The sequence below is a fragment of the Nocardioides sp. CER19 genome, from assembly GCF_029846275.1.
In the GTDB taxonomy this organism is placed as follows: Bacteria; Actinomycetota; Actinomycetes; order Propionibacteriales; family Nocardioidaceae; genus Nocardioides.
Genome location: NZ_JARVWS010000003.1, coordinates 217,750 through 242,925 on the forward strand (window position 1 = coordinate 217,750; position 25,176 = coordinate 242,925).

Consider the following 25,176-nt stretch of genomic DNA (forward strand, 5'->3'; position numbering starts at 1 on the left):
GCTCAGACGTTGAAGCCGAGCGCCCGCAGCTGCTCGCGGCCGTCGGGCGTGATCTTGTCGGGACCCCACGGCGGCATCCAGACCCAGTTGATCGCGACGTCGTTGACCATGCCCTCGAGGGCCTGGTTGGTCTGGTCCTGGATCAGGTCGGTCAGCGGGCAGGCCGCCGAGGTGAGCGTCATGTCGATGACGACGTCGGACGACTCACCGATGTGCACGCCGTAGACGAGGCCGAGGTCGACGACGTTGATCCCCAGCTCGGGGTCGACGACGTCCTTCATCGCCTCGGTCACGTCGTCGACCGACAGGGTCGCACCGTCCGCGACGGTCACGTTCATCTCAGTCATCACTTCTCCTCCGTGCCCGACGCGTCCAGCGACTGGGCGGTCGCGTCCTTCCAGGCCATCCAGCTGAGCAGGGCGCACTTCACGCGCGCGGGGAACTTGGCGACGCCGGCGAAGGCGATGCCGTCCTCGAGGACGTCCTCGTCCGGCTCGACGGTGCCCTTGCCCTGCATGAGGGTCAGGAAGTCGGCGTGGACGGCCATCGCGTCGTCGACGCTCTTGCCGATCACGAGGTCGGTCAGCACCGACGCCGACGCCTGCGAGATCGAGCAGCCGACGGCGTCGTAGGACACGTCCTCCACGACCCCGTCGGCCAGGTGCACCCGCAGGGTGACCTCGTCGCCGCAGGTGGGGTTGACGTGGTGCACCTCCGCCTCGAACGGGTCGCGCAGACCCTTGTGGTGGGGGTGCTTGTAGTGGTCCAGGATGATCTCCTGGTACATCGCGTCCAGGTCGGCCTGAGTGCTCATCACCCGTCCAACCGGAAGTAGGAACGCGTGTATTCCAGTGCCTCGACCAGCGCGTCGATCTCGGCCGGCGTCGTGTAGAGGTACGACGACATCCGGCTCGAGCTCTGCACGCCGAACCGCGCGTGCGCCGGCTTGGCGCAGTGGTGGCCGGCCCGGATCGCGACGCCGCGGGAGTCGACGACCTGCGCGATGTCGTGCGGGTGGACACCCTCGAGCTCGAACGAGATCGCCCCACCGCGCTGCGCGGCGTCCAGCGGTCCGAGGACGGTCAGGCCCTTGATCGTGCCCAGCCCCTCGAGCGCGTAGCGGGTGATCGCCTGCTCGTGGGCGTGGATCGCGTCCATGCCGAGGTGTCCGAGGTAGGTCAGCGCCGCACCGAGGCCGACGGCCTCGACGATCGGCGGGGTGCCCGCCTCGAACTTGTGCGGGATCCCGGCGTACGTCGACCGCTCCATGCGGACGGTCTCGATCATCTCGCCGCCGCCGAGGAACGGGGGCAGCTGCTCGAGGACCTCGCGCCGGCCCCAGAGCACGCCGATGCCGGTCGGACCGACCGTCTTGTGGCCGGTGAAGGCCACGAAGTCAGGCCGCTCCTCCGGCGCCATGGACGCCAGGTCGATCGGGAGCTGCGGCGCCGCCTGGGAGGCGTCGACGACCACGAGCGCGCCGACCGCGTGCGCCTTGCGGGTGATATCGGCGATCGGGTTGATCGTGCCGAGCATGTTGGACACCCAGGTCAGCGTGACGACCTTGGTGTGCTCGGTGATCAGCTCGTCCACGTTCGACAGGTCGAGCCGGCCGTCGTCGGTCAGCCCGAACCAGCGCAGCGTCGCGCCCTTGCGCTCGGTCAGCAGCTGCCACGGCACGATGTTGGAGTGGTGCTCCATCTCGGTGGTGACGACGACGTCGCCCTCACCGATCGACAGGTCGACCCCCGAGCTCGTCGACGGGCGCGCCCACGCCAGCGTGTTGGCGACCAGGTTGAGCGCCTCGGACGCGTTCTTGGTGAAGATCACCTCGTCGCGCTCGGGCGCGCCGATGAACCCGGCGACGACGTCGCGGGCGCTCTCGAACGCCTCGGTCGACTCGGCGCCGAGGGCGTGCATCGCCCGCGCGACGTTCGCGTTGTGCCGCTCGAGGTGGTCGACCATCGTGTCGATCACGATCTGCGGCTTCTGCGACGTGTTGGCGCTGTCGAGGTAGATCAGCGGCAGCCCGTCGTGGACCGTGCGCTCGAGGATCGGGAAGTCCTTGCGGACCACCTCGAGCTCGGGCAGCAGTCCGGGGAGGCGTCCGCTGGTCGGACCTGTCGCGACCATGATCAGACCGCGGCCTTGGTGAACCGGTCGTAGCCGTTGGCCTCGAGCTCCTCGGCGAGCTCGGGGCCGCCGGACTCGGCCACCCGACCGTCGACGAAGACGTGGACGTGGTCGGGCTTCACGTAGCGCAGGATCCGCGTGTAGTGCGTGATCAGCAGGACGCCCTTGTCCTCGCCCCCGCGGAACGAGTTGATGCCCTCGGAGACGATCTTGAGCGCGTCGATGTCGAGACCCGAGTCGGTCTCGTCGAGGATCGCGACCTTCGGGTCGAGCAGGGCGAGCTGGGCCATCTCGTGGCGCTTCTTCTCGCCGCCGGAGAAGCCCTCGTTGACCGACCGCTGGGAGAAGGACGGGTCGAGGTCCATCTTCTCCAGCGCGCTGTTGACGTCCTTGACCCAGTGGCGCAGCTTGGGCGCCTCGCCGTCGATCGCAGTCTTCGCGGTGCGCAGGAAGTTCGCGACCGAGACGCCCGGCACCTCGACGGGGTACTGCATCGCGAGGAACAGGCCGGCGCGCGCACGCTCGTCCACGGTCATGCCGAGGAGGTCCTCGCCGTCGAGGGTGACGCTGCCGCCGGTGATCGTGTACTTCGGGTGGCCGGCGATCGAGTAGGCGAGCGTCGACTTGCCCGAGCCGTTCGGGCCCATGATGGCGTGGGTCTCGTTGTCACCGATGGTGAGCGTGACGCCCTTCAGGATCTCCTTGGGGCCGTCCTCGGTCTCGACGGAGACCTTGAGGTCCTTGATCTCGAGGGTGCTCATGCGGTCGGGGCTCCATTCTGGGTGTTGCCGGTCAGGGCGCTGATGTTCTTGGAGAGCTCGACCTCGACCGTCTCGGTCAGCTTGGCCTCGAGCTCGGGTACGTCGATCTTGCGGATGAGGTCGTAGAAGAAGCCGTGCACGACCAGACGCCGCGCCTCGGCGTCCGGGATGCCACGCGAGCGCAGGTAGAACAGCTGCTCGTCGTCGAACCGGCCGGTCGCCGACGCGTGGCCGGCGCCCTCGATCTCGCCGGTCTCGATCTCCAGGTTGGGGACCGAGTCGGCCTGGCAGCCGTCGGTGAGCACGAGGTTGCGGTTCTCCTCGTAGGTCTCGATGCCCTCGGCGACCTTGCGGATCAGGACGTTGCCGATCCACACGGTGTGGGCGCCGTCGCCCTGCAGCGCGCCCTTGTAGACCACGTGCGACTTCGTCTTCGGCGCGGTGTGGTCGACGAACAGGCGGTGCTCGATGTGCTGTCCGGCGTCGGCGAAGTAGAGGCCGAGAGCCTCGACGGAGCCACCGGGCCCGGAGTACTCGGCGGAGAGGTCGTGGCGCACGACGTCGCCACCGAAGCTCACCGACACGTGCTTGAGGGTCGCGTCACGGCCGACGTTGGCGTGCTGGGTGGAGAGGTGCACGGCGTCGTCGGCCCAGTCCTGCAGCGAGACGACCGTCAGCTCGGCACCGTCCTCGACGACGATCTCGATGTTGTCCGCGACCACCGCCGAGCCGTCGAACGCGAGCACCACCGTCGACTTGGAGAACTTCTCGGCGACGATCACCGCGTGGCCGGCGCCGGGGGTCTCCGTGCCGGTGCCGTGGTGGCGCACGATCGTCGCGCCCTCGACCACCGTGTCGGTGGGGATGCGGACGACGGTGGCGCCACTGACCGAGGCCCACGCCCGGGCGGAGACGCGGTCGGTCGGCACCAGACCGCTGCTGCCGCGCACGGCGTCGTCGGGCGCCACCGTGGTCACGGTGACCCCGTCCGCCGCCTCGACCTCGACCTTGCACGCGCCGTCGGCGAACGCCACGTCCTGGTGCAGGCCCTTGAGGCGACCGAGCGGCGTGAACCGCCAGATCTCCTCACGGCCGGTCGGGACCACGTGGTCCTCGACGAGGAACGATCCCTCCGGGTGGAGGTGGCTCTCGACCTTCTCGAGCTCGAGCGAGTCCTTGATGCTGTCGAGGGTGCTCTCTGTCACCGTCACCCGACGGCTCCTTCCATCTGCAGCTCGATGAGGCGGTTCAGCTCGAGGGCGTACTCCATGGGCAGCTCCTTGGCGATCGGCTCGACGAAGCCGCGCACGATCATCGCCATCGCCTCGTCCTCGGCCATGCCGCGGGACATGAGGTAGAAGAGCTGGTCGTCGGAGACCTTGGAGACCGACGCCTCGTGGCCCATCGACACGTCGTCCTCGCGGATGTCGACGTAGGGATAGGTGTCGGACCGGCTGATCTGGTCGACGAGCAGCGCGTCGCACAGCACGTTGGACTTCGAGCCGTGGGCGCCCTCGTTGACCTGGATCAGGCCGCGGTACGACGTCCGGCCACCGCCGCGGGCCACCGACTTGCTCAGGATCGAGCTGGAGGTGTGCGGGGCGGCGTGGACCATCTTGGCGCCGGCGTCCTGGTGCTGGCCCTCGCCGGCGAAGGCGATGGAGAGCGTCTCGCCCTTCGCGTGCTCGCCCATGAGGTAGACGGCGGGGTACTTCATCGTGACCTTGGAGCCGATGTTGCCGTCGACCCACTCCATGGTGGCGCCGGCCTCGCAGGTCGCGCGCTTGGTCACGAGGTTGTAGACGTTGTTGGACCAGTTCTGGATGGTCGTGTAGCGCACGCGGGCGTTCTTCTTGACGATGATCTCGACGACCGCGGAGTGCAGCGAGTCTGACGAGTAGATCGGCGCGGTGCAGCCCTCGACGTAGTGCACGTAGGAGCCCTCGTCGGCGATGATCAGGGTCCGCTCGAACTGGCCCATGTTCTCGGTGTTGATCCGGAAGTAGGCCTGCAGCGGGATGTCGACGTGGACGCCCTTGGGCACGTAGATGAACGAGCCGCCCGACCACACGGAGGTGTTGAGCGCGGCGAACTTGTTGTCGCCGACCGGGATCACCGTGCCGAAGTACTCCTTGAAGAGGTCCTCGTGCTCACGGAGCGCGGTGTCGGTGTCGAGGAAGATGACGCCCTGCTCCTCCAGGTCCTCGCGGATCTGGTGGTAGACGACCTCGGACTCGTACTGCGCGGCGACGCCCGCGACGAGGCGCTGCTTCTCCGCCTCCGGGATGCCGAGCTTGTCGTAGGTGTTCTTGATGTCCTCGGGGAGGTCGTCCCACGAGGCCGCCTGCTTCTCCGTGGAGCGGACGAAGTACTTGATGTTGTCGAAGTCGATCGCCGACAGGTCGGAGCCCCACGTCGGCATCGGCTTGCGCCCGAAGAGCTTGAGGCCCTTCAGACGGAGGTCGAGCATCCACTGCGGCTCGCTCTTCTTGCCGGAGATGTCGCGGACGACGGCCTCGTTGAGACCGCGCTGTGCGGAGGAACCGGCGACGTCGGGATCGGCCCAGCCGAACTCGTAGCGCCCGATGCCCTTCAGCTCCGGGTTGAGCTCTTCGATCGAGGTCATGCGGTGACCTGCTCCTTCTTCCTCGTGTTGCTCGTGTTGTCGCTTGCGCCTGTGTGCGCGCTGGTCGAGCCTGTCGAGACCACCGCGGCGTCCGGGATGCAGGTCGTGCACACCCCGTCACCGTGGGCGATGGTCGCCAGCCGCTGCACGTGGGTGCCGAGGACCTGGCTGATCGCCGCGGTCTCGGCCTCGCACAGCTGCGGGAACTCGTGGGCCACGTGGGACACCGGGCAGTGCTGCTGGCACAGCTGCTCCACGTGCTGCCCGTTGACGACCGGAAGCTCCCTGACGCTGGCCGCGTAGCCCGCGTCGGAGAAGACCCGGGCCAGCGCCTGCGCCGGCGAGAGCGACGGGTCGGCCGCGCAGACCGACTCGACGCCCTTCTTGATGAACGCGGCCCGACGCTGCGCGAATTCCCGCACACCCGCCTCGCCCGCCGTCTCGGCGACGAAGCGCAGCGCGGAGACCGCCAGGTCGTCGTACTGCTGGTCGAACTTGGTCTCGCGCCCCTGCTCGGTGAGCACGAACACCTTGGCCGGGCGGCCGCGTCCACGGTGGGCGCCCGGACGCGGCTCGCGCGCCTCGACCGCGCCCTCCTCGGCCAGCTGGTCGAGGTGGCGCCGGACGGCCGCGGGCGTCAGCTGCAGCCGCTCGGCGAGGTCGGCCGCCGTGGACGGCCCGTTGACGAGGATCGACCGGGCGACACGCTCACGCGTGCGCCTGTCGGGCGTCTCGTCGATTTTCACAACACCAGTGTGCCGTTATTGCCGGAGACGGTTCAAGCAAGGTGACCCTTACCCATCAGGCGTGCGAGCGACGTCACGTCGAGGCCAACCGGAGGGGTTGTCCGGTCCCGCCACGGTGCGGCTAGGTTCGTCGTGAGCCACGCCACTCGCCGTCCATCGCTCGGGAGACAGGAACCGATCATGCCGGGATCGCTGCTGGGGACCGTCGTGCGCCGGGTCGAGGACCCGGACCTGCTCGTCGGTCGGTCGACGTTCGTCGACAACGTGCAGGGGCCCGACCTGCTGCACGCCGTCTTCGTCCGCAGTCCGTTCGCCCACGCCCGCCTCGCGTCGGTCGACACCGGCGCAGCGGCCGCGGCCCCCGGTGTCGTCGCGGTGCTGACCGGCGACGACCTGGGCGGTCGGACGCTGCGGCCCTTCGCGATCGCCGACCAGCGCCTCGTGCAGCCGCCGCTCGCCCTCGACCGGGTGCGCTACGTCGGCCAGGCCGTCGCCCTGGTCGTCGCCGAGTCCCGCGCCCAGGCGGTCGACGCCGCCGAGCTGGTCGACGTCGACTACGACCCGCTTCCCGCGGTCGTGGACATGGAAGCGGCGCTGGCCGACGGCGCCCCGTTGCAGTTCGAGGAGCTCGGCACCAACGTGGCCGCCTCCCGCAAGGACGACGACCAGAGCGCGCCGTGGCCGGCTGGTGCCCGCGTGGTGCGGGTCCGGATCGAGAACCAGCGCGTGGCGACCGCTCCGATGGAGGGCCACGCCATCCTGGTCCGGCCCGGCGACGGCACCCATGACCTGTCGGTCTGGCTCACGACCCAGCAGCCGCACATGGCCCGCGACCAGATCGCCGAGTTCGCCGGCCTGCCGCCTGAGCGGGTCCGCCTGATCGCGCCGCACGTGGGCGGGGCGTTCGGCGGCAAGGCCGGCGCGAACTGTGAGCACGCCGCCGTGGTCGCCGCCGCACAGAAGGCCGGGCGCCCGGTCAAATGGGCGGAGACGCGCAGCGAGTCGATGATCTCCATGCACGGGCGCGGCCAGGTGCAGTACGCCGAGCTCGGGCTCGACGACGACGGCCGGATCCTCGGGATGCGGCTGCGGCTGGTCGGGGACTGCGGCGCCTACGGCGGCTTCGGCGGCACCTTCCCCCTCGGCGGGTCCTACCTCATGGCCCAGGGCGTCTACGAGATCCCGAAGATCACCTACGCGGCGATCGCCTCGCTCACCAACACCGCGCCCGTCGGCGCGTTCCGCGGCGCCGGCCGGCCCGAGGCGGCCGCCCTGATCGAGCGACTCATGGACGTGGCCGCCGACGAGCTGGGCCTCGAGCCCGAGGAGATCCGGCGGCGCAACCTCGTCCCCAAGGACGCCTTCCCGTTCCGGACCGTCACCGGCGCACGCTACGACGTCGGCGACTTCGACCTCCCGCTGCGCGAGGCGTTGCGCATCGCCGACATCGACGCCGCCCGAGCCGAGCAGCGCCGGCGCCGGGAGGCCGGCGACGTCCGTCAGCTCGGCATCGGGATGGCGACGTACGTCGAGATCACCGGCTTCGCGGGCACCGAGTTCGGGTCCGTCGAGGTGCACGCCGACGGCAGCGCCACCGTGACCGCCGGGACCTCGGCGCACGGCCAGGGGCACGCGACGTCGTTCGCGATGATCGTCTCCGACCGGCTCGGCATCCCGATGGACCGGATCAGCTTCGTCCAGTCCGACACCGCGCGGGTGCGCAGCGGCGGCGGGACGGGCGGGTCCCGGTCGCTCCAGCTCGGCGGCAGCGCCGTCGGGCGGGCCGCGGGCAAGGTCCTCGACCGCGCGCTGGAGGTCGCCGCCCGGATGCTGGAGGCGAGCGGTGCCGACCTCGAGGTCGTGGACGGCGGGTTCGCGGTGCGCGGCGTGCCGGACGCGGCCGTCGGTTGGGCCGAGGTGGCGGCCGAGGCTTCCGCGCAGGGCGTTCCGCTCGCCGACACCGACGACTTCTCCTCCGACGAGGCCACGTTCCCCTTCGGCTGCCACGTCTCGATCGTGGAGGTCGACACCGAGACAGGTGTCGTCACACCCGTGCGCCACGTCGCCGTCGACGACTGCGGTCGCGTGCTCAACCCGCTCCTCGTCGAGGGGCAGCAGCACGGCGGCACGCTGCAAGGCATGTCCCAGGCGCTGTGGGAGCAGTTCGTCTACGACGAGGAGGGCAACCCACTCACGGCGACGTTCGCCGACTACACGATGCCGACGGCGGCCGACGCCATCGCGTTCGAGGTCTCCACGACCGAGACACCGACACCGCTGAACCCGCTCGGGGCGAAGGGCATCGGCGAGTCGGCCACGATCGGCTCGACGCCTGCCGTGCAGAACGCGGTCGTCGACGCCCTCTCGCACCTGGGCGTGCGCCACCTCGACATGCCGTGCACGCCGGAGCGCGTCTGGCGCGCCGTCGAGCAGGCCCGCGCGGGCACGCTGCCCGACCCGTGGCGCGAGCCGCCGGCCGCGTTCGACACGATCCCGTCCGACTCGGAGGGTGGATCGGTCAGGGAGAGCGCGGAGGTCTAGAGGCAGTCGGCGGACCTTCGCCGGTCGAGCGGCGAGCGCCAGCGAGCGCATCGAGACCCGTCTCACGACGGCCCGATTCCGGGCTTCGACCGCGCGCTTCCTACACTTCCCAGGTGCCCGACGCTCGATCCTCTGCCGTCGAGGTCGATGGCCTGGTGATGCGCTACGGCGAGAAGACCGCCGTCGACGGGCTCTCGCTCTCCGTCGACCGCGGCTCGATCACCGCCGTGCTCGGCCCCAACGGGGCCGGCAAGACCACCACGCTGGAGACCTGCGAGGGCTACCGCAAGCCCCACTCAGGACGCGTCCGCGTCCTCGGGCTGGACCCGATCGCCGACCGCCGCGAGCTGCTCCCCCGGATCGGCGTCATGCTGCAGGGCCAGGGCGCCTGGAGCGGCGTACGCGCGATGGAGATGCTGCGCCACGTCTCCCGGCTGCACGCGCACCCGCTCGACGTCGGCATGCTGTCCGAACGGCTCGGCCTCGAGGAGTGCGGCCGGACGCCGTACCGCCGGCTCTCGGGGGGCCAGCAGCAGCGGCTGGGCCTCGCGATGGCGCTGGTCGGGCGTCCCGAGATCGTCTTCGTCGACGAGCCCACCGCGGGGATGGACCCGGCCGCCCGTCGTACGACGTGGGAGCTGCTGCGCGAGCTGCGCGCGGACGGCGTCACCGTCGTGCTCACCACGCACTACCTCGAGGAGGCCGAGCAGCTGGCCGACCGGGTGCACATCATCGACCACGGCCGGATGATCGCCTCCGGCACGCCGCTCGAGCTCACCCGCGGCGGCGCCTCCGCGACGATCCGGCTGGTGGTGACCCGCCCGTTCCCCGCAGGCGCGCCGGACTCCCTGCGCTCGGCGCTCGGCGACAGCACCGAGGTGACCCAGCTCGACGAGCGCAGCCTGCTCGTCGCCGGCCCGGCCGACAGCACGACCCTGGCCCGGGTGTCGCGCTGGTGCGAGGAGCAGGGCGTGCTGCCCGAGTCGCTGACGCTGGGCCGGCGCAGCCTGGAGGACGTCTTCCTCGAGCTGACCGGACGGGAGCTGCAGCCATGACCACCCCGATCACCACCGGCACCTTCACCCCGCAGCCCGGGAGCGCGCCGCTCCACCGGCAGGTGCTCGCCCAGGCGTCGATGGAGGCGCGGCTGATGCTGCGCAACGGCGAGCAGCTGCTGCTGGCCGTCGTCATCCCGGTGATCGTTCTGATCGCCGGCGTCAAGGGCGGCCAGCACCTCGACCTCCACGAGGACTACCCGCTCGTCGACATCTTCACGCCGGGCGTTCTCGCGCTGGCGATCATGTCGACGTCGTTCACCTCGCTGGCGATCGCGACCGGGTTCGAGCGCCGTTACGGCGTCATCAAGCGGCTCGGCGCCTCACCGCTGCCCCGCCTGGGCCTCCTCGCCGGCAAGGTGCTGGCGCTCGTCCTCGTCGAGCTGGTCCAGCTCTTCGTCATCGGCGGCGTGGGCCAGCTGCTCGGCTGGTCACCCGAGCCCGGGGCGGTCGGCTTCCTGCTCGCGGTCGTGCTGGGTACCGCCGCCTTCGCCTCGCTCGGCCTCTTCGTCGCCGGCGTCCTCCGCGCGGAGGCGACCCTCGCCGCCGCCAACCTGATCTACCTGCTGCTGCTCGCCGGCGGAGCCGTCGTGCTCCCGGCCTCGGCGTACGGCGGCTTCGGCTCCTTCGCCCAGTGGCTGCCCTCCGGCGCGCTCGGGGAGGCCGTCCGCACGGCCTTCCTCCACGGCGACGTCGCCTGGCGCGACCTGGGCGTGCTTCTCGGCTGGGCCGTGGTCGGCTCGGCCCTCACCGCTAGGACCTTCACGTGGGAATGACCATGTCGACCACCACCGCCCGACTCGTCGGACCGGGTCTCGTCCGGCCGCTGGGCTGGGCGACGCTCGTCGCCAACGCCGTGCTCGTCGTCACCGGCGGCGCCGTCCGGCTCACCGGCTCGGGCCTGGGCTGCCCGACGTGGCCGCGCTGCACCGACCAGTCGATGACGCCGCACGGCAACCTCAACGTGCACTCGGCCATCGAGTTCGGCAACCGCACGCTCACGTTCGTGCTGACGGCGGTGGCGATCGCGACGCTCGTCGCCGCGTGGCAGACCAAGCGGCGCGACCTGCGCCTGCTGTCTCTCTGGATGGCGCTCGGCATTCCGGCCCAGGCGGTCATCGGCGGCATCACCGTGCTCACCGACCTCAACCCATGGGTCGTCTCCTTCCACCTCCTGTGCTCGATGGCGATCATCGGGCTGGCGGTCCTCTTCCTGTGGCGCATCGACCACGCCGACGTACCCGTCGAGCGCGGGCCGGTCGTGTGGCTCGCCTGGGCCAACTTCGCGGCAGCCTGGCTGGTCCTCTATGTCGGCACGGTCGTGACCGGCTCGGGTCCCCACGCCGGCGACGCCCACAGCCCCCGCAACGGCCTGTCGCCGCTGCAGATGTCACAGCTCCACGCCGACGTGGTCTTCCTGTTCGTCGGGCTGACCGTCGGTCTGCTGTTCACCGCGCTCGCCCTGCGGGCCCCGCGCGGCACCGTCCAGGCGGTCCTGGTGCTCCTCGCGGTCCAGGTGTCCCAGAGCGCGATCGGCTTCGTGCAGTACTTCACCAACCTGCCGATCGTCCTCGTCGGCTTCCACATGCTCGGCGCCGCCGTCATCTCCGCCGCCGTCACCTGGGTCCTGCTGCGCGTGCGGCAGCCCGTCGCCGCCTGACGGCAACGACCCCGACCGGCGCGGGGCGGGTGCGCGGGTGACACCCGCAAAGCGTCACCGTGACCCTTCGCGGCACCAGTGACCCTTCGCAAGGGTCACCCGATCCCCCACGTGTCACCGTGACAGTTGGGGAAAGGCGCCCCACCCTCCATCACCCGGCGCCGCGGGCGCGGCGACGACCGGCGCTCCCGAGGCCGGGCCGATCAGCCCGGAGGCCAGCGAACCGGTAGCAGGCTCAGCGCGAGATCAGCGGATCGAGCGCGACCGCGACGAACAGCAGCGAGAGGTAGAGGTTGCTGCTGTGGAACAGGTGCATCGGCCGGATGACGGACAGGTCCTCGGTCCCGCGGGCTCGGGCGAGCATCCGGTGCGCCTGGACGAGGAAGATCGCGCCGAGGACGACGGCGCAGACGGTGTAGAACACACCCGTGCCGGCGACCGGCCAGAGCAGCAGCGAGGTCGCGACCATCACCCACGAGTAGGCGACGATCTGCCACGCGACGACGCGGGCCGGCTTCACGACCGGCAGCATCGGGACGTCGACGTTGGCGTAGTCCTCGCGGTAGCGGAGGGCGAGCGCCCAAGTGTGCGGCGGGGTCCAGAAGAACACCACGCCGAAGAGGACGACGGGGGCCCAGGCCAGCGAGTCGGTGACGGCCGTCCAGCCGATGAGCGCCGGGAAGCAGCCGGCGATGCCGCCCCAGACGATGTTCTGGGCGGTACGACGCTTGAGCAGCATCGTGTAGACGAAGACGTAGAACGCGTTGGCGGTCACCGAGAGCACCGCGGAGAGCGGGTTCACGAACGCCCACAGGACGACCGTCGACACGATGCCGAGCACGGTTCCGAAGACCAGGGCCGCGGCAGGCGACACGATGTGCCGCGGCAGCGCGCGGCGACGCGTGCGACGCATCTGCTCGTCGATGTCGCGGTCGTAGACGCAGTTGAAGACCGAGGCCGACCCGGCCGACAGGGTGCCGCCGACGACGGTGGCCAGGACCAGCCCGAGGGACGGGACGCCGCGCGCGGCGAAGAACATCACGGGTACGGTCGTCAGTAGGAGGAGCTCGATGACCCGGGGCTTCGTGAGGCCGACGTACGCGGCCACCACGTCCCGCATGGTCGCCCGAGCGGTTTCCTGGCGTTGGACGCGGGGAACCTGCTCGTCGACATAGGTCACGTGGCGAGTCTAAACCCGGGCATGAGTAGGCTCGGAAATGGCCGTGTGGGCCGAGTGCACGATCGCGAGAGGAAGCCAGTGAACACCACCACCGAGCTCGAGTGGACCGATATCGACGACAAGGCGGTCGACACGATCCGCGTGTTGGCGATGGACGCCGTCCAGAAGGTCGGCAACGGCCATCCGGGCACCGCGATGAGTCTCGCGCCCGCCGCCTACCTGCTGTTCCAGAAGGTGATGCGCCACAACCCGGCCAACCCCGACTGGATGGCCCGCGACCGCTTCGTGCTGAGCGCCGGCCACAGCTCGATCACGCTCTACATCCAGCTCTACCTGGGTGGCTTCGGCCTCGAGCTCGAGGACCTCAAGAGCCTCCGCACGTGGGGCTCGAAGACCCCGGGCCACCCGGAGTACGGCCACACCGCCGGCGTCGAGGTGACCACCGGCCCGCTGGGCCAGGGCGTCGGCAACGCCGTCGGCATGGCGATGGCCGCCCGTCGTGAGCGCGGCCTCCTCGACCCGACCTCGTCCGAGGACGACTCGATCTTCGCCCACCACGTCTACGCGATCGCCTCCGACGGCGACCTCGAGGAGGGCGTCAGCGGCGAGGCGTCGAGCATCGCCGGCACCCAGCGGCTCGGCAACCTCACGGTCATCTACGACGCCAACCGGATCTCCATCGAGGGCGACACCGACGTGGCGTTCACCGAGGACGTCGCCAAGCGCTACGAGGCCTACGGCTGGCACGTCCAGACTGTCGACTGGACGCACGACGCGACGACCTACCAGGAGGACGTGCCCGCCCTCTTCGAGGCCATCAAGGCCGCCGAGGCCGAGACCGACAAGCCGTCGATCATCGTCCTGCGCACCGTCATCGCCTGGCCGGCCCCCAACGCCCAGGGCACCGGCAAGGCGCACGGCTCGGCACTCGGCGCCGACGAGGTCGCCGCCACCAAGAAGATCCTCGGCTTCGACCCCGAGCAGCACTTCGAGGTCCCCGAGGACGTCCTCTCCCACACCCGCGGCCTGCTGGAGCGGGGCAAGGCCTGGGAGGCCGACTGGGAGAAGCAGTACGCCGCCTGGGCCGGCGCCAACGCCGACCGGGCCCAGATCCTCCACCGGATGCGCACCCGCGCCGTACCGGAAGGCCTCGAGGCGGCCCTGCCGACGTTCGACGCCGACGAGAAGGGCATCGCGACGCGGGCCGCGTTCGGCAAGACGCTCAACGCCGTCGCCGACCTGATGCCCGAGCTGTGGGGTGGCTCGGCCGACCTGGCCGAGTCCAACAACACCACCATCGAGGGCGCCAAGTCCTTCATCCCGAAGGACCGCTCCACGAACCTCTGGGACGGCGACCCGCTCGAGGGCCGCGTGCTCCACTTCGGCATCCGCGAGCACGGCATGGGCGCGATCATGAACGGCATCGCCGTCCACGGCGGCACCCGCGTCTTCGGCGGCACCTTCCTCACCTTCTCGGACTACATGCGCGGCTCGGTCCGCGTGGCCTCGCTGATGCAGGCGCCGGTCATCTACATCTGGACCCACGACTCCATCGGGCTCGGCGAGGACGGCCCGACCCACCAGCCGATCGAGCACCTGTGGGCCCTGCGCGGGATCCCGGGCCTCGACATCGTCCGGCCGGGTGATGCCAACGAGGTCGCGGCTGCGTGGCACCAGATCCTGAAGAACTCCGACCGCCCCGCCGGCTTCGTGCTGAGCCGTCAGGCGATGCCGACCTTCCCCCGCGGCGAGCAGGGCTTCGCCACCACCGAGAACGTCGGCAAGGGCGGCTACGTCCTCATCGAGGCCGACGGCGGCCAGCCCGACGTCATCCTCATCGGCACCGGCTCGGAGCTGCAGCTCGCGGTCAAGGCGCGTGAGCAGCTCAAGGCGGACGGCATCAACGCCCGCGTCGTCTCGATGCCGTCGATCGAGTGGTTCGAGCAGCAGACCCAGGCCTACCGCGACGAGGTCCTCCCGCCGACCGTCAAGGCACGCGTCAGCGTCGAGGCCGGCATCCGCCAGGGCTGGCGCGAGTACGTCGGCGACGCCGGCCGCATGGTCAGCATCGAGCACTACGGCGCCTCCGCCGACGCCGCTCGCGTCTTCAAGGAGTTCGGCTTCACCCCCGACGCCGTCGCCCAGGCGGCCAAGGACAGCATCGACGCCGTGGCGAAGCAGGCATAAGGCAACCGGCAACCGCGTTCTACTCGCGATTCGAAGGAGAAACTGTGAGTACTCAGAGCGATCGTCTCAAGGCGCTGGCCGACGCCGGCGTGTCCATCTGGCTCGACGACCTGTCCCGTGAGCGGATCGAGACCGGCAACCTGGCCGACCTCGTCAAGGAGAAGTCGGTGGTCGGTGTCACGACCAACCCGACGATCTTCGCCGCCGCCATCGCCAACGGTGAGCGCTACGACGACCAGGTCCGTCGCCTCGTCGGCGACGGCGCCGACGTCGACAAGGTCATCTTCGAGCTGACCACGGAGGACGTCCGCAACGCCTGCGACATCCTCGCGCCGGTCGCCGAGTCGACCAAGGACGACGGCCGCGTCTCGATCGAGGTCGAGCCCACGCTCGCCAACGAGACCCAGGCGACCATCGACAGCGCGAAGGCGCTGTGGGCGGCCGTCGACCGGCCGAACGTCCTCATCAAGATCCCGGCCACCCTCGAGGGTCTGCCGGCGATCACCGCGGCGATCGCCGAGGGCATCAGCGTCAACGTGACGCTGATCTTCTCGACCGAGCGCTACCGCCAGGTCATGGACGCCTACCTCAGCGGTCTCGAGCAGGCCAAGGAGGCGGGCATCGACCTGTCCACCATCCGCTCGGTCGCGTCGTTCTTCGTCAGCCGCGTCGACACCGAGATCGACGCGCGCCTGGAGAAGCTCGGCAGCGACGAGGCGCTGGCGCTGCGCGGCAAGTCCGCCGTCGCGAACGCCCGGCTCGCCTACGCCGCCTTCCAGGAGGTCTTCTCGTCCGAGCGCTGGCAGGTTCTCGCGGCGGCCGGCGCCAACGCGCAGCGGCCGCTGTGGGCGTCCACCGGCGTGAAGAACCCGGCGTACCCGGACACGCTCTACGTGACCGATCTCGTCGTCGCCGACACCGTCAACACGATGCCCGAGAAGACGCTGGACGCCTTCGGCGACCACGGCGAGCTCCAGGGCGACCAGGTCACCGGCCGGGCCGCCGAGGCGCAGGCCGTCTTCGACCAGATCGCCGCCGCGGGCGTCGACCTCGACGACGTCTTCCTCACCCTCGAGACCGAGGGCGTCGACAAGTTCAAGGCGTCCTGGATCGAGCTGCTCGACACCGTCAAGGGGCAGATGGCGCAGGCGGCCGGCGCGTGACGGCTACGGCCACCACCGGACCGGTCGACCCGACGACGACTGACGCCTGGCAACGACTGGCCGCGCTGGCCGAGGGGTTCTCCCCCGACCTGCGCGGCTGGTTCGCCGCCGACCCGGGCCGCGCCGAGCGGCTCACCTTCGACGCCGCCGACCTCCACGTCGACCTGTCGAAGGGCCTGGTCGATGCCGACGTCCTCGCCGCGCTCGTGGCGCTGAGCGAGGAGGTCGGCCTCGCTGAGCGTCGCGACGCGATGTTCCGGGGCGACCACGTGAACGTGACCGAGGACCGCGCCGTCCTGCACACGGCGCTCCGACTGCCGGCCGACGCCTCGCTGGTGGTCGACGGCACCGACGTCGTACCCGAGGTCCACGAGGTGCTCCGGCGCGTCTACGACTTCGCGGAGCGGGTCCGTTCCGGCGCGTGGACGGGCGTCACCGGCCAGCGCATCCGGACAGTCGTCAACATCGGCATCGGCGGGTCCGACCTCGGTCCGGTGATGGCCTACGAGGCGCTGGCGCCCTACCGGCACGCCGAGATCGAGTGCCGGTTCATCAGCAACATCGACCCGACCGACGCGGCCACCACGCTGGCCGGGCTGGACCCGGAGAGCACGCTCTTCATCGTGTCCAGCAAGACGTTCGGCACGCTGGAGACGCTCACGAACGCCCGGCTCTGCAAGGCCTGGCTGCTCGAGCAGCTCGGGTCGGGGGTGGACGAGAAGGCAGCGATCGAGAAGCACTTCGTCGCCGTCTCCACCGCTCTCGACAAGGTGGCCGACTTCGGGATCGACCCCGCCAACGCATTCGGCTTCTGGGACTGGGTCGGCGGACGCTACTCGGTCGACTCGGCGATCGGCACCTCGCTGGTCGTCGCGATCGGCCCCGAGCGGTTCGCCGAGTTCCTCGCCGGCATGCACGCGATGGACGAGCACTTCCGCACGACCGACACCGCGTCCAACGTGCCGGCGCTGATGGGTCTCCTCAACATCTGGTACGCCGACTTCCTGGGCGCGCAGACGCACGCGGTGCTGCCGTACTCGCAGCTGCTGCACCGCTTCCCGGCCTACCTCCAGCAGCTGACGATGGAGTCCAACGGCAAGGGCGTCCGCTGGGACGGCACGCCCGTCACCACGGAGACCGGTGAGGTGTTCTGGGGCGAGCCCGGCACCAACGGCCAGCACGCGTTCTACCAGCTGATCCATCAGAGCACCCGGCTGATCCCGGCGGACTTCATCGCGTTCGCGAACCCCGCCTACCCGCTGCGGGACGGCGAGACCGACGTCCACGAGCTGTTCCTCGCCAACTTCCTCGCGCAGACGCGTGCGCTCGCGTTCGGGAAGACCGCTGACGAGGTGCGGGCCGAGGGAACGGCCGAGGCGATCGTGCCGGCGCGGGTGTTCACCGGCAACCGGCCGACCGCGTCGATCGTCGCGGCCGACCTGACCCCGTCGGTGCTCGGCCAGCTGATCGCGCTCTACGAGCACATCACGTTCACGCAGGGCGTGGTGTGGGGCATCGACAGCTTCGACCAGTGGGGCGTCGAGCTCGGCAAGCAGCTCGCCGTGCAGATCAGTCCCGCCATCGCCGGCGACGCCGAGGTGGCCGCCCAGCAGGACCCGTCCACACGGGCGCTGATCGACTACTACCGCGCTCATCGACGGTGAGCCCACGGTGACCCCGAATCCGCTGCGGGTCCCGCAGGACCGCCGGCTCCCCCGCATCGCCGGCCCCTGCGGGCTCGTGCTGTTCGGCGTCACCGGAGACCTCTCGCGCAAGAAGGTCATGCCGGCGATCTACGACCTCGCCAACCGTGGGCTGCTGCCGCCCGGGTTCGCCCTCACCGGGTTCGCGCGCCGCGAGTGGGCCGACCAGGACTTCGCCCAGGTGGTCCACGACGCGGTGAAGGCGCACGCGCGCACGGAGTTCCGCGAGGAGGTTTGGCGGCAGCTGTCCGAGGGGTTCCGCTTCATCCCGGGTGACTTCGACGACGACGTCGCCTTCGAGAGGCTCCGTCGCACGATCGACGAGCTGGACCAGGTCCGCGGCACCGGCGGCAACCACGCGTTCTACCTGGCCATCCCGCCACGGTTCTTCGGCGACGTCGTCGGCCAGCTCAAGGAGCACGGCCTGGCCGACCCGGCCTCGGACTCGTGGCGGCGCGTGGTCGTCGAGAAGCCCTTCGGCCACGACCTCGCCTCCGCCCAGGAGCTCAACCGCGTCCTCGACACCGCCTTCCCCGACGCCTCGGTCTTCCGGATCGACCACTACCTGGGCAAGGAGACGGTCCAGAACATCCTGGCGTTCCGGTTCGCCAACACGATGTTCGAGCCGATCTGGAACAACAACTACGTCGACCACGTCCAGATCACGATGGCCGAGGACGTCGGGATCGGCGGACGGGCCGGCTACTACGACGGCATCGGCGCCGCACGCGACGTCATCCAGAACCATCTCCTCCAGCTGATGGCGCTGGTCGCGATGGAGGAGCCGACCTCGTTCGACGCCGCCGCGCTGCGCATCGAGAAGCAGAAGGTGCTCTCGTCGGTCGTCCTCCCCCGGGACCTGTCGCGCCACACCGCGCGCGGGCAGTACGCCGCGGGCTGGGCCGGTGGCGAGAAGGTCATCGGCTTCCGCGAGGAGGAGGGCATCGACCGGCGGTCGACTACCGAGACGTTCGCCGCCGTGAAGCTCGGCATCGACACGCGGCGCTGGGCGGGCGTCCCGTTCTACCTGCGCACCGGCAAGCGCCTCGGCCGACGCGTGACCGAGGTGGCGGTCGTCTTCAAGGCCGCGCCGCACCTGCCGTTCGCTGCGACCTCGACCGCCGAGCTCACCCAGAACGCCCTGGTCATCCGGATCCAGCCCGACGAGGGGATCACGACCCGCTTCGGCTCGAAGGTGCCCGGGACGGCCATGGAGATCCGCGACGTCAACATGGACTTCGCCTACGGCGGGTCCTTCACGGAGTCCTCGCCGGAGGCCTACGAACGCCTCATCCTGGACGTGCTGCTCGGCGACCCGCCGCTCTTCCCGCGCCACGAGGAGGTCGAGCTGTCCTGGCGCATCCTCGACCCCGTGCTCGACCACTGGGCGGAGCGTGACGCGTCCGGCCGCGGCCCCGACGAGTACGCCTCCGGTGGCTGGGGACCCGACTCCGCCGACCAGATGCTGGAGCGCGACGGTCGCGCCTGGAGGCGCCCGTGATCGCGATCGAGCAGACCAACGCGGCCGGGATCGCGGCCGCGCTCGTGCGGGCCCGCCGCAACGCGGGCTCGCCGGCCATGGGCATGGTGCTGACGCTCGTCATCATCGTCGAGGACGAGTACGCCGACGTCGCGCTCGACCAGACCCGGCAGGCGTCCCGCGAGCATCCCGCCCGCGTCCTCGCGGTCGTGCTCGGCGACAAGCGCGGGCGTGGCTCGGTGAGCGCGTCCGTCGGGATCGGCGGTGGCTGGGGCGGCGAGACGGCGCTCATCACGCTCACCGGCGAAGTCGCGAAGCACCCGGAGTCCGTCGTGCTCCCGCTGCTGCTGCCGGACTCCCCCGTCGTCGTCTGGTGGCCGCACGACGCGCCGCCCGACCCGGCGGCCGACCCGCTGGGGCGCCTCGCGCAGCGCCGGATCACCGACAGCGCCGCGGTGGCCCGCAACAAGTCACGGGTCCTCGCCGAGCTGTGCGCGGCGCACGCGCCCGGCAACACGGACCTCGCGTGGACCCGGCTCACCCCGTGGCGCGCCCTGCTGGCAGCGGCGCTCGACCAGCACCCGCTCAAGGTCACCGGCGCCTCGGTCTCCGCCGAGCGCGGCAACCCGAGCGCCGACCTGCTCGGCGCGTGGCTCGAGGACCGCCTCAAGGTCGCGGTCGCCCGGCACGTCTCCGACGGGCCGGGGATCACCCAGGTCACGCTCGACACCAAGGCCGGCCCGATCCGCATCTCGCGCCCGGACGGCCGCCTCGCGACCTTCACGACCCCCAATCGGCCGGACCGTCCGATCGCCCTCAAGCGACGCGACGTTCCGGAGCTGCTCGCCGAGGAGCTGCGCCGCCTCGACGAGGACGACGTCTACGCCGCCACCGCGCGGCGACTCGCCAACCCCTCCGCGCGCCCCACCAGGAAGAAGGCACGATGACCCAGAACGACGCCCGCGTCGAGGTGCACGAGGACGCCGCCGCGCTCTCCACGGCCGTGGCCGGCGAGCTGCTCAGCCGGATCGCCGACCGCCAGGCGGCCGGCGACGTTCCCCACATCGTGCTCACCGGGGGCTCGATCGCCGAGACCATCCACCGCGAGGTCGCCCGGCTGTCTCCGGAGTCCGGCGTCGACTGGGGCGCCGTGGAGCTGTGGTTCGGCGACGAGCGGTTCGTCGCCCCCGACTCCGCCGACCGCAACGTGGGACAGGCGCGTGCCGCGTTCATCGACGAGGTCGGCGTACCCGCGCACCGCGTCCACGCCATGCCGTCGACCGCCGACGTCGTCGACACCGACGAAGGCGCCGAGGCCTACGAGGCGGAGCTCCACGAGCACGGTCCCGAGCTGTTCGACATCCTCATGCTCGGCATCGGCCCCGACGGACACATCGCCTCCCTCTTCCCGGGCTTCGACCAGCTCGACGTGTCGGACCGTACGACGGTCGGCGTGACAGGCTCGCCCAAGCCGCCGCCGGAGCGGATCAGCCTGACCCTTCCGCGGCTCAACAAGTCGACGTCGGTGTGGTTCCTGGTCTCCGGGAGTGGCAAGGCCGAGGCCGTCGCCGGCGCCCTGGGCGGCCGTGACCCCCACGAGATCCCGGCGGCCGGTGTCACGGGCCGTGAGGAGACCATCTGGTTCCTCGACCGGGAGTCCGCCTCGGCCCTCTGACGGGTACGTCACCCTCAGGTCCGCCTACCGGTCATGGCCCGTCCGGGCCACCCCGGCGACGTGCAGCGGGGCTCGGACCGACCACTCGGCCCGACCGGCCCGGGCGGTTTCTCGGAGACCTGCTCAGCCCCAGCCGGTCCCGGGCGATCGAAGAGGGGACGCCGACAGCGGTCGGCACGTCACCGACGACTCGAGGACTGAGCAGTGAGCACCCACGGCACCGGCCAGGACGCACAGATCGCGGCCGCGATCACGGCGCAGCGGATGGAACGGATCGACACCTGCGAGTGGGCCTCGCCGGCGGTCAGGGACGTCCTGGCGGAGTACGCCGCCGACCTGCGCGCCTCGATCCCGCTCTCGGTCGGCCTCGACCGGATCCGGCGCGCCATCGAGGCCGACCGGGCCGAGCGGCGTACCGCCGAGCAGACCGTCCGCCTCGTGTCCTGACGAACGCACCGGGGCCGCCACCCCGAAGGGATGGCGGCCCCGGTGTCGTCGTCTGACTCGTCAGAAGATGATGTCGCCGGACTTCCGACGCGAGCGCAGGAGCTGGATCGCCTCGTCGAGGATGACCTCGGCCTCCGCGTCGGTGCGCCGCTCCTTCACATAGGCGAGGTGCGTCTTGTAGGGCTCGATCTTCGGCGCCGGCGGCGGGTTGTCCGAGTCGAGGCTCGCGGGCAGACCGCACTTGGGGCAGTCCCACGAGTCGGGGGCCGTCGCCTCGACAGCGAACGTCACCACCGACCGGTGCTCGTGCGCGCAGAAGTAGATGACCGCCTTGCGCGGAGCTGCCTCGCCCCGCTCGGCCTCACCCATCGGACCGGCACCGACCCGGCTTCCCCGGATCGCGTTGCCACCACCAGCCACGTTCGTCCCTTTCGGATTTCTCAGTAGGCCTTGAGCAGGCCGAGCGCGATGACACAGGCGAACCAGATGACGCCGATGCCGACCGTCAGCCTGTCCAGGTTCCGTTCGGCGATGGAGGACCCCCCGAGCGAGCTGGAGACACCACCGCCGAACATGTCCGAGAGACCGCCGCCACGGCCCTTGTGGAGAAGGACCAGCAGGATCATCAGCGCACTCGCGATGACCAGGATGATGGTGAAGAGCGTTTCCAGCACGTGGGGATCCTACGTCACGTCGGGTGATGCTCAGAGCATCGGCATGGCATAGAACCGGCAGATTCCCGCAAACTCGTCGGCCTGCAGGCTCGCGCCACCGACCAGCGCACCGTCGACATCCGCCTGCGCCATGATCGCCGCGACGTTGTTGGCCTTGACCGAACCGCCGTAGAGGATCCGGACGGTGTCGGCGGCCACGTCGCCGTGGGCCTCACGCACCTGGGTCCGGATCCCGGCGCAGACCTCCTGCGCGTCTTCGGGGGTGGCGACCTCGCCGGTGCCGATCGCCCAGATGGGCTCGTAGGCCAGCACCAGGTTCGCCACCTGCTCGCTGGTCAGGCCGTCGAGCGAGCGGGTCACCTGGTCGGTGGTGTAGCGGATCTGCTCCCCCTCCTGCCGGATGTGGAGCCCCTCGCCGACGCACACGATCGGGGTCAGCCCGTGCTTGAACGCCTGGCGGGCCTTGAGCGCCACCCACTCGTCGGTCTCGCCGTAGTTCTCGCGGCGCTCCGAGTGTCCGACGATCGCATAGCTGCACCCCAGCTTGGCCAGCATCGAGCCTGAGATCTCGCCGGTGTAGGCCCCGTCGTCGTGGTTGGACACGTTCTGGGCGCCGTACTTGATGGGCAGCCGGTCGCCGTCGACCAGCGTCTGGACGGACCGGATGTCGGTGTAGGGCGGGAAGACCGCGACCTCGACCTTGCTGAAGTCGTGCCGCTTGTCCGACAGCGTCCACGCCAGCTTCTGGACCAGCACCACCGCTTCCTGGTGGTTGAGGTTCATCTTCCAGTTCCCCGCGATGAGCGGGGTGCGCTGGGGGTTCGTCATCAGCCCTCCAGCACCGTGATGCCGGGGAGCTCCTTGCCCTCGAGGTACTCCAGGCTGGCGCCGCCACCGGTGGAGATGTGCCCGAACGCCGCCTCGTCGAACCCGAGCGCGCGTACGGCGGCCGCCGAGTCGCCCCCGCCGACGACCGACAGACCGTCGATCTCGGTGAGCGCCTGCGCCACCGCACGGGTGCCCTCCGCGAAGGCGGGCTGCTCGAAGACCCCCATCGGGCCGTTCCAGAAGACGGTCCTCGCCGGGCGGACCGCGTCGGCGAACGCCGCCCCGGACTCGGGGCCGATGTCGAGCCCGAGCGCCTCGGCCGGGATCTCGGTCGCCGCAACCACCCGCGCCGACGCCTCGTCGCCGAAGCTGTCGGCGACGACGATGTCGGTCGGCAGCAGGATCTCCACGCCGGACTGCTCCGCGCGCTGGAGGTACCCGAGCACCGTCTCGATCTGGTCCTCCTCGAGGAGGCTCTTGCCGACCTCGTGGCCCTGCGCCTTGAGGAAGGTGAAGACCATGCCGCCACCGATGAGCAGCTTGTCGGCCTTGCCGAGGAGGTTGTCGATGACGCCCAGCTTGTCGGACACCTTCGAGCCACCGAGCACGACCACGTAGGGCCGCTCCGGCGTCGCGGTCAGCCGGCGCAGCACGTCGATCTCGGCAGCGACGAGGCCGCCCATCGCGTGCGGCAGCCGCTGAGCGACGTCGTAGACGGAGGCCTGCTTGCGGTGCACGACCCCGAAGCCGTCGGAGACGAAGGCGTCCGCCAGCGAGGCGAGCTCGTCGGCGAACGCGCCGCGGACTGCGTCGTCCTTCGAGGTCTCGCCGGCGTTGAACCTGACGTTCTCGAGGAGCGCCACCTGGCCGTCCGCCAGCCCGCTCACCGTCTCGTGCGCCGAGGCGCCGACGGTGTCGGTCGCGAAGGCGACCGGCGCTCCGAGCAGCTCACCGAGGCGCACCGCGACCGGTGCCAGCGAGTACTTCGGGTCGGGGGCACCGTCGGGACGGCCCAGGTGGGCGGTGACCACCACCCGCGCGCCGGCCTCGGCCAGCGCGCGGATGGTGGGCACGGAGGCCCGGATCCGGCCGTCATCGGTGATGGCGCCGTCCTTGAGCGGGACGTTCAGGTCGGACCTGACGAGGACGCGCCTGCCGGCGACGTCCCCGAGGTTCGCGTAGTCCCCCACCTCAGAGCGTCTTGCCGACGTAGTCGATCAGGTCGGCGAGGCGGTTGGAGTAGCCCCACTCGTTGTCGTACCAGCCCGCGACCTTCACCTGGTTGCCGATCACCTTGGTGAGCGGCGCGTCGAAGATGCACGACGCCGGGTCGGTCACGATGTCCGAGGACACGATCGGGTCGGTGGAGTAGCGGAGGATCCGGCCGTCGGCGGCCGCCTTCACGATCTCGTTGATCTCGTCGACCGAGGTCTCGCGGGAGGCCTCGAAGGAGAGGTCGGTGAGCGAGCCGGTGGGGACCGGGACGCGCAGGGCGTAGCCGTCGAGCTTGCCCTTGAGCTCCGGGAGGACCAGGCCGATCGCCTTGGCAGCACCGGTCGAGGTCGGGACGACGTTGAGCGCGGCGGCGCGGGCGCGGCGCAGGTCCTTGTGGATGTTGTCCTGCAGGTTCTGGTCGGCCGTGTAGGCGTGCACCGTGGTCATCAGGCCCTTGTTGATGCCGATGCCGTCGTTGAGCGCCTTCGCCATCGGCGCGAGGCAGTTGGTGGTGCAGGAGGCGTTGGAGATGACGGTGTGCTGCTCGGGGTCGTAGATCCCCTCGTTGACGCCCATCACGATCGTGGCGTCCTCGTTGCTCGCCGGCGCCGAGATGATGACCTTCTTCGCGCCGCCGCCGTCGACGTGCGCGCGCGCCTTGGTGGCGTCCGTGAAGAAGCCAGTCGACTCGACGACGACGTCGACGCCGAGGTCGGCCCACTTGAGCGCGGCCGGGTCGCGCTCCTCGAACGCCTTGATCTCCTGGCCGCCGACGATGATCGCGTCGGAGGTGGCCTGCACGTCGGCGTCGAGGCGACCGAGGATCGTGTCGAACGTGAGCAGGTGCGCGAGGGTCGCGTTGTTGGTGAGGTCGTTGATCCCGACGATCTCGATGTCGAGGCCGGACGCGCGCACGGCGCGGAAGAAGTTACGGCCGATGCGGCCGAAGCCGTTGATGCCTACCCGAACGGTCACTGCTACTCCTGGAGTCTGAGGCGCGTTTAGTCACGCCGTCGAAACGGACGTCACGACCCTACCCACTACCTGCCGGTAGTCGGATCGGCGGTCTCGGGACCCGGTCGCTGGTGACGATCCAACGACG

General features: G+C 70.5%; 24 protein-coding genes. 11 read left to right on the top strand and 13 right to left on the bottom strand.

The window, feature by feature from the left end; genetic code table 11:
- Positions 1-2: 2 nt before the first annotated feature.
- The 7 genes from QDS12_RS16555 to QDS12_RS16585 are packed head-to-tail and all read right to left on the bottom strand — an operon-like array spanning position 3 to position 6,266.
- Positions 3-347 carry a metal-sulfur cluster assembly factor gene (locus QDS12_RS16555; RefSeq protein WP_279880896.1) on the bottom strand — a complete coding sequence of 115 codons (345 nt, stop codon included), beginning with the start codon at positions 345-347 and terminating at the stop codon, positions 3-5.
- Complete coding sequence (sufU, locus tag QDS12_RS16560) at positions 347-814, bottom strand: Fe-S cluster assembly sulfur transfer protein SufU (RefSeq protein ID WP_279880897.1); 468 nt, start codon at positions 812-814, stop codon at positions 347-349. The genes QDS12_RS16555 and sufU overlap by 1 nt, the downstream gene beginning before the upstream one ends.
- Positions 814-2,094, bottom strand: a complete 1,281-nt coding sequence (locus QDS12_RS16565; RefSeq protein WP_279882184.1) for a cysteine desulfurase — start codon at positions 2,092-2,094, stop codon at positions 814-816. Before QDS12_RS16565 ends, sufU begins: the two co-directional genes overlap by 1 nt.
- A 41-nt stretch (positions 2,095-2,135) precedes the next feature.
- Positions 2,136-2,894, bottom strand: coding sequence for a Fe-S cluster assembly ATPase SufC (gene sufC, locus QDS12_RS16570; protein ID WP_279880898.1), 759 nt, complete (start codon positions 2,892-2,894; stop codon positions 2,136-2,138).
- On the bottom strand, positions 2,891-4,105 hold the full coding sequence (gene sufD / locus QDS12_RS16575) for a Fe-S cluster assembly protein SufD (protein ID WP_279880900.1): 1,215 nt from the start codon (positions 4,103-4,105) through the stop codon (positions 2,891-2,893). The genes sufC and sufD overlap by 4 nt, the downstream gene beginning before the upstream one ends.
- Positions 4,102-5,520 carry a Fe-S cluster assembly protein SufB gene (gene sufB, locus QDS12_RS16580; RefSeq protein WP_279880902.1) on the bottom strand — a complete coding sequence of 473 codons (1,419 nt, stop codon included), beginning with the start codon at positions 5,518-5,520 and terminating at the stop codon, positions 4,102-4,104. The genes sufD and sufB overlap by 4 nt, the downstream gene beginning before the upstream one ends.
- Positions 5,517-6,266 carry a transcriptional regulator gene (locus tag QDS12_RS16585; protein WP_279880905.1) on the bottom strand — a complete coding sequence of 250 codons (750 nt, stop codon included), beginning with the start codon at positions 6,264-6,266 and terminating at the stop codon, positions 5,517-5,519. Before QDS12_RS16585 ends, sufB begins: the two co-directional genes overlap by 4 nt.
- A 180-nt stretch (positions 6,267-6,446) precedes the next feature.
- Here QDS12_RS16585 and QDS12_RS16590 point away from each other — a divergent pair, with 180 nt between their 5' ends.
- The 4 genes from QDS12_RS16590 to QDS12_RS16605 all read left to right on the top strand — a co-directional run bounded on the left by QDS12_RS16590 (position 6,447) and on the right by QDS12_RS16605 (position 11,522).
- Positions 6,447-8,807, top strand: a complete 2,361-nt coding sequence (locus tag QDS12_RS16590) for a xanthine dehydrogenase family protein molybdopterin-binding subunit (protein WP_279880908.1) — start codon at positions 6,447-6,449, stop codon at positions 8,805-8,807.
- 158 nt (positions 8,808-8,965) lie between these two features.
- Positions 8,966-9,862 carry an ABC transporter ATP-binding protein gene (locus QDS12_RS16595; RefSeq protein WP_347882192.1) on the top strand — a complete coding sequence of 299 codons (897 nt, stop codon included), beginning with the start codon at positions 8,966-8,968 and terminating at the stop codon, positions 9,860-9,862.
- Positions 9,859-10,638 carry an ABC transporter permease gene (locus QDS12_RS16600; RefSeq protein WP_279880947.1) on the top strand — a complete coding sequence of 260 codons (780 nt, stop codon included), beginning with the start codon at positions 9,859-9,861 and terminating at the stop codon, positions 10,636-10,638. The genes QDS12_RS16595 and QDS12_RS16600 overlap by 4 nt, the downstream gene beginning before the upstream one ends.
- A gap of 2 nt (positions 10,639-10,640) precedes the next feature.
- Entirely contained in the window at positions 10,641-11,522 is an 882-nt protein-coding gene (locus QDS12_RS16605; RefSeq protein WP_279880950.1) for a COX15/CtaA family protein, read from the top strand.
- Between the two features lie 235 nt (positions 11,523-11,757).
- On the opposite strand, the gene QDS12_RS16610 is transcribed toward QDS12_RS16605, so the two are convergent.
- The gene (locus tag QDS12_RS16610; RefSeq protein WP_279880952.1) at positions 11,758-12,702 is read right to left on the bottom strand and encodes a heme o synthase; all 945 of its coding nucleotides are present in this window, start codon (positions 12,700-12,702) and stop codon (positions 11,758-11,760) included.
- Between the two features lie 78 nt (positions 12,703-12,780).
- On the opposite strand from QDS12_RS16610, the gene tkt reads away from it, so the two are divergent.
- The 7 genes from tkt (at position 12,781) to QDS12_RS16645 (ending at position 21,357) form a co-directional block, all read left to right on the top strand.
- Positions 12,781-14,889 carry a transketolase gene (gene tkt / locus QDS12_RS16615; RefSeq protein ID WP_279880955.1) on the top strand — a complete coding sequence of 703 codons (2,109 nt, stop codon included), beginning with the start codon at positions 12,781-12,783 and terminating at the stop codon, positions 14,887-14,889.
- 44 nt (positions 14,890-14,933) lie between these two features.
- Positions 14,934-16,052 (top strand): transaldolase, encoded by a 1,119-nt coding sequence (gene tal / locus QDS12_RS16620; RefSeq protein WP_279880958.1) that lies wholly within the window; start codon positions 14,934-14,936, stop codon positions 16,050-16,052.
- Positions 16,049-17,716, top strand: coding sequence for a glucose-6-phosphate isomerase (pgi, locus tag QDS12_RS16625; protein ID WP_279880961.1), 1,668 nt, complete (start codon positions 16,049-16,051; stop codon positions 17,714-17,716). The genes tal and pgi overlap by 4 nt, the downstream gene beginning before the upstream one ends.
- A gap of 7 nt (positions 17,717-17,723) precedes the next feature.
- On the top strand, positions 17,724-19,256 hold the full coding sequence (gene zwf / locus QDS12_RS16630; protein ID WP_279880963.1) for a glucose-6-phosphate dehydrogenase: 1,533 nt from the start codon (positions 17,724-17,726) through the stop codon (positions 19,254-19,256).
- Positions 19,253-20,182, top strand: a complete 930-nt coding sequence (locus QDS12_RS16635) for a glucose-6-phosphate dehydrogenase assembly protein OpcA (protein ID WP_279880965.1) — start codon at positions 19,253-19,255, stop codon at positions 20,180-20,182. The genes zwf and QDS12_RS16635 overlap by 4 nt, the downstream gene beginning before the upstream one ends.
- Positions 20,179-20,910, top strand: a complete 732-nt coding sequence (gene pgl / locus QDS12_RS16640) for a 6-phosphogluconolactonase (RefSeq protein ID WP_279880967.1) — start codon at positions 20,179-20,181, stop codon at positions 20,908-20,910. Before QDS12_RS16635 ends, pgl begins: the two co-directional genes overlap by 4 nt.
- Before the next feature lie 204 nt (positions 20,911-21,114).
- A complete protein-coding gene (locus tag QDS12_RS16645; protein ID WP_279880969.1) occupies positions 21,115-21,357 on the top strand; it encodes a hypothetical protein in 243 nt (80 codons plus the stop codon).
- Between the two features lie 60 nt (positions 21,358-21,417).
- Here QDS12_RS16645 and QDS12_RS16650 read toward each other — a convergent pair whose 3' ends face one another.
- Genes QDS12_RS16650 through gap form a run of 5 tightly spaced genes read right to left on the bottom strand, consistent with a single transcriptional unit; the run spans position 21,418 to position 25,049 of the window.
- Entirely contained in the window at positions 21,418-21,777 is a 360-nt protein-coding gene (locus tag QDS12_RS16650) for an RNA polymerase-binding protein RbpA (RefSeq protein WP_279880971.1), read from the bottom strand.
- 20 nt (positions 21,778-21,797) lie between these two features.
- Complete coding sequence (gene secG / locus QDS12_RS16655; RefSeq protein WP_279882186.1) at positions 21,798-22,028, bottom strand: preprotein translocase subunit SecG; 231 nt, start codon at positions 22,026-22,028, stop codon at positions 21,798-21,800.
- Positions 22,029-22,061: 33 nt separating this feature from the next.
- Positions 22,062-22,859, bottom strand: coding sequence for a triose-phosphate isomerase (gene tpiA / locus QDS12_RS16660; RefSeq protein WP_279880974.1), 798 nt, complete (start codon positions 22,857-22,859; stop codon positions 22,062-22,064).
- Positions 22,859-24,049 (bottom strand): phosphoglycerate kinase, encoded by a 1,191-nt coding sequence (locus tag QDS12_RS16665; RefSeq protein ID WP_279880976.1) that lies wholly within the window; start codon positions 24,047-24,049, stop codon positions 22,859-22,861. Before QDS12_RS16665 ends, tpiA begins: the two co-directional genes overlap by 1 nt.
- A 1-nt stretch (position 24,050) precedes the next feature.
- A complete protein-coding gene (gene gap / locus QDS12_RS16670; RefSeq protein ID WP_279880978.1) occupies positions 24,051-25,049 on the bottom strand; it encodes a type I glyceraldehyde-3-phosphate dehydrogenase in 999 nt (332 codons plus the stop codon).
- Positions 25,050-25,176 lie beyond the last annotated feature (127 nt).

What these genes read in the sequence shown, in the direction of transcription:
- QDS12_RS16555 (WP_279880896.1), bottom strand. Translation starts at nt 347, where the DNA reads ATGACTGAGATGAACGTGACCGTCGCGGACGGTGCGACCCTGTCGGTC.
- sufU (WP_279880897.1), bottom strand. Translation starts at nt 814, where the DNA reads ATGAGCACTCAGGCCGACCTGGACGCGATGTACCAGGAGATCATCCTG.
- sufC (WP_279880898.1), bottom strand. Translation starts at nt 2,894, where the DNA reads ATGAGCACCCTCGAGATCAAGGACCTCAAGGTCTCCGTCGAGACCGAG.
- sufB (WP_279880902.1), bottom strand. Translation starts at nt 5,520, where the DNA reads ATGACCTCGATCGAAGAGCTCAACCCGGAGCTGAAGGGCATCGGGCGC.
- QDS12_RS16590 (WP_279880908.1), top strand. Translation starts at nt 6,447, where the DNA reads ATGCCGGGATCGCTGCTGGGGACCGTCGTGCGCCGGGTCGAGGACCCG.
- QDS12_RS16595 (WP_347882192.1), top strand. Translation starts at nt 8,966, where the DNA reads ATGCGCTACGGCGAGAAGACCGCCGTCGACGGGCTCTCGCTCTCCGTC.
- QDS12_RS16600 (WP_279880947.1), top strand. Translation starts at nt 9,859, where the DNA reads ATGACCACCCCGATCACCACCGGCACCTTCACCCCGCAGCCCGGGAGC.
- QDS12_RS16605 (WP_279880950.1), top strand. Translation starts at nt 10,641, where the DNA reads ATGTCGACCACCACCGCCCGACTCGTCGGACCGGGTCTCGTCCGGCCG.
- pgl (WP_279880967.1), top strand. Translation starts at nt 20,179, where the DNA reads ATGACCCAGAACGACGCCCGCGTCGAGGTGCACGAGGACGCCGCCGCG.
- tpiA (WP_279880974.1), bottom strand. Translation starts at nt 22,859, where the DNA reads ATGACGAACCCCCAGCGCACCCCGCTCATCGCGGGGAACTGGAAGATG.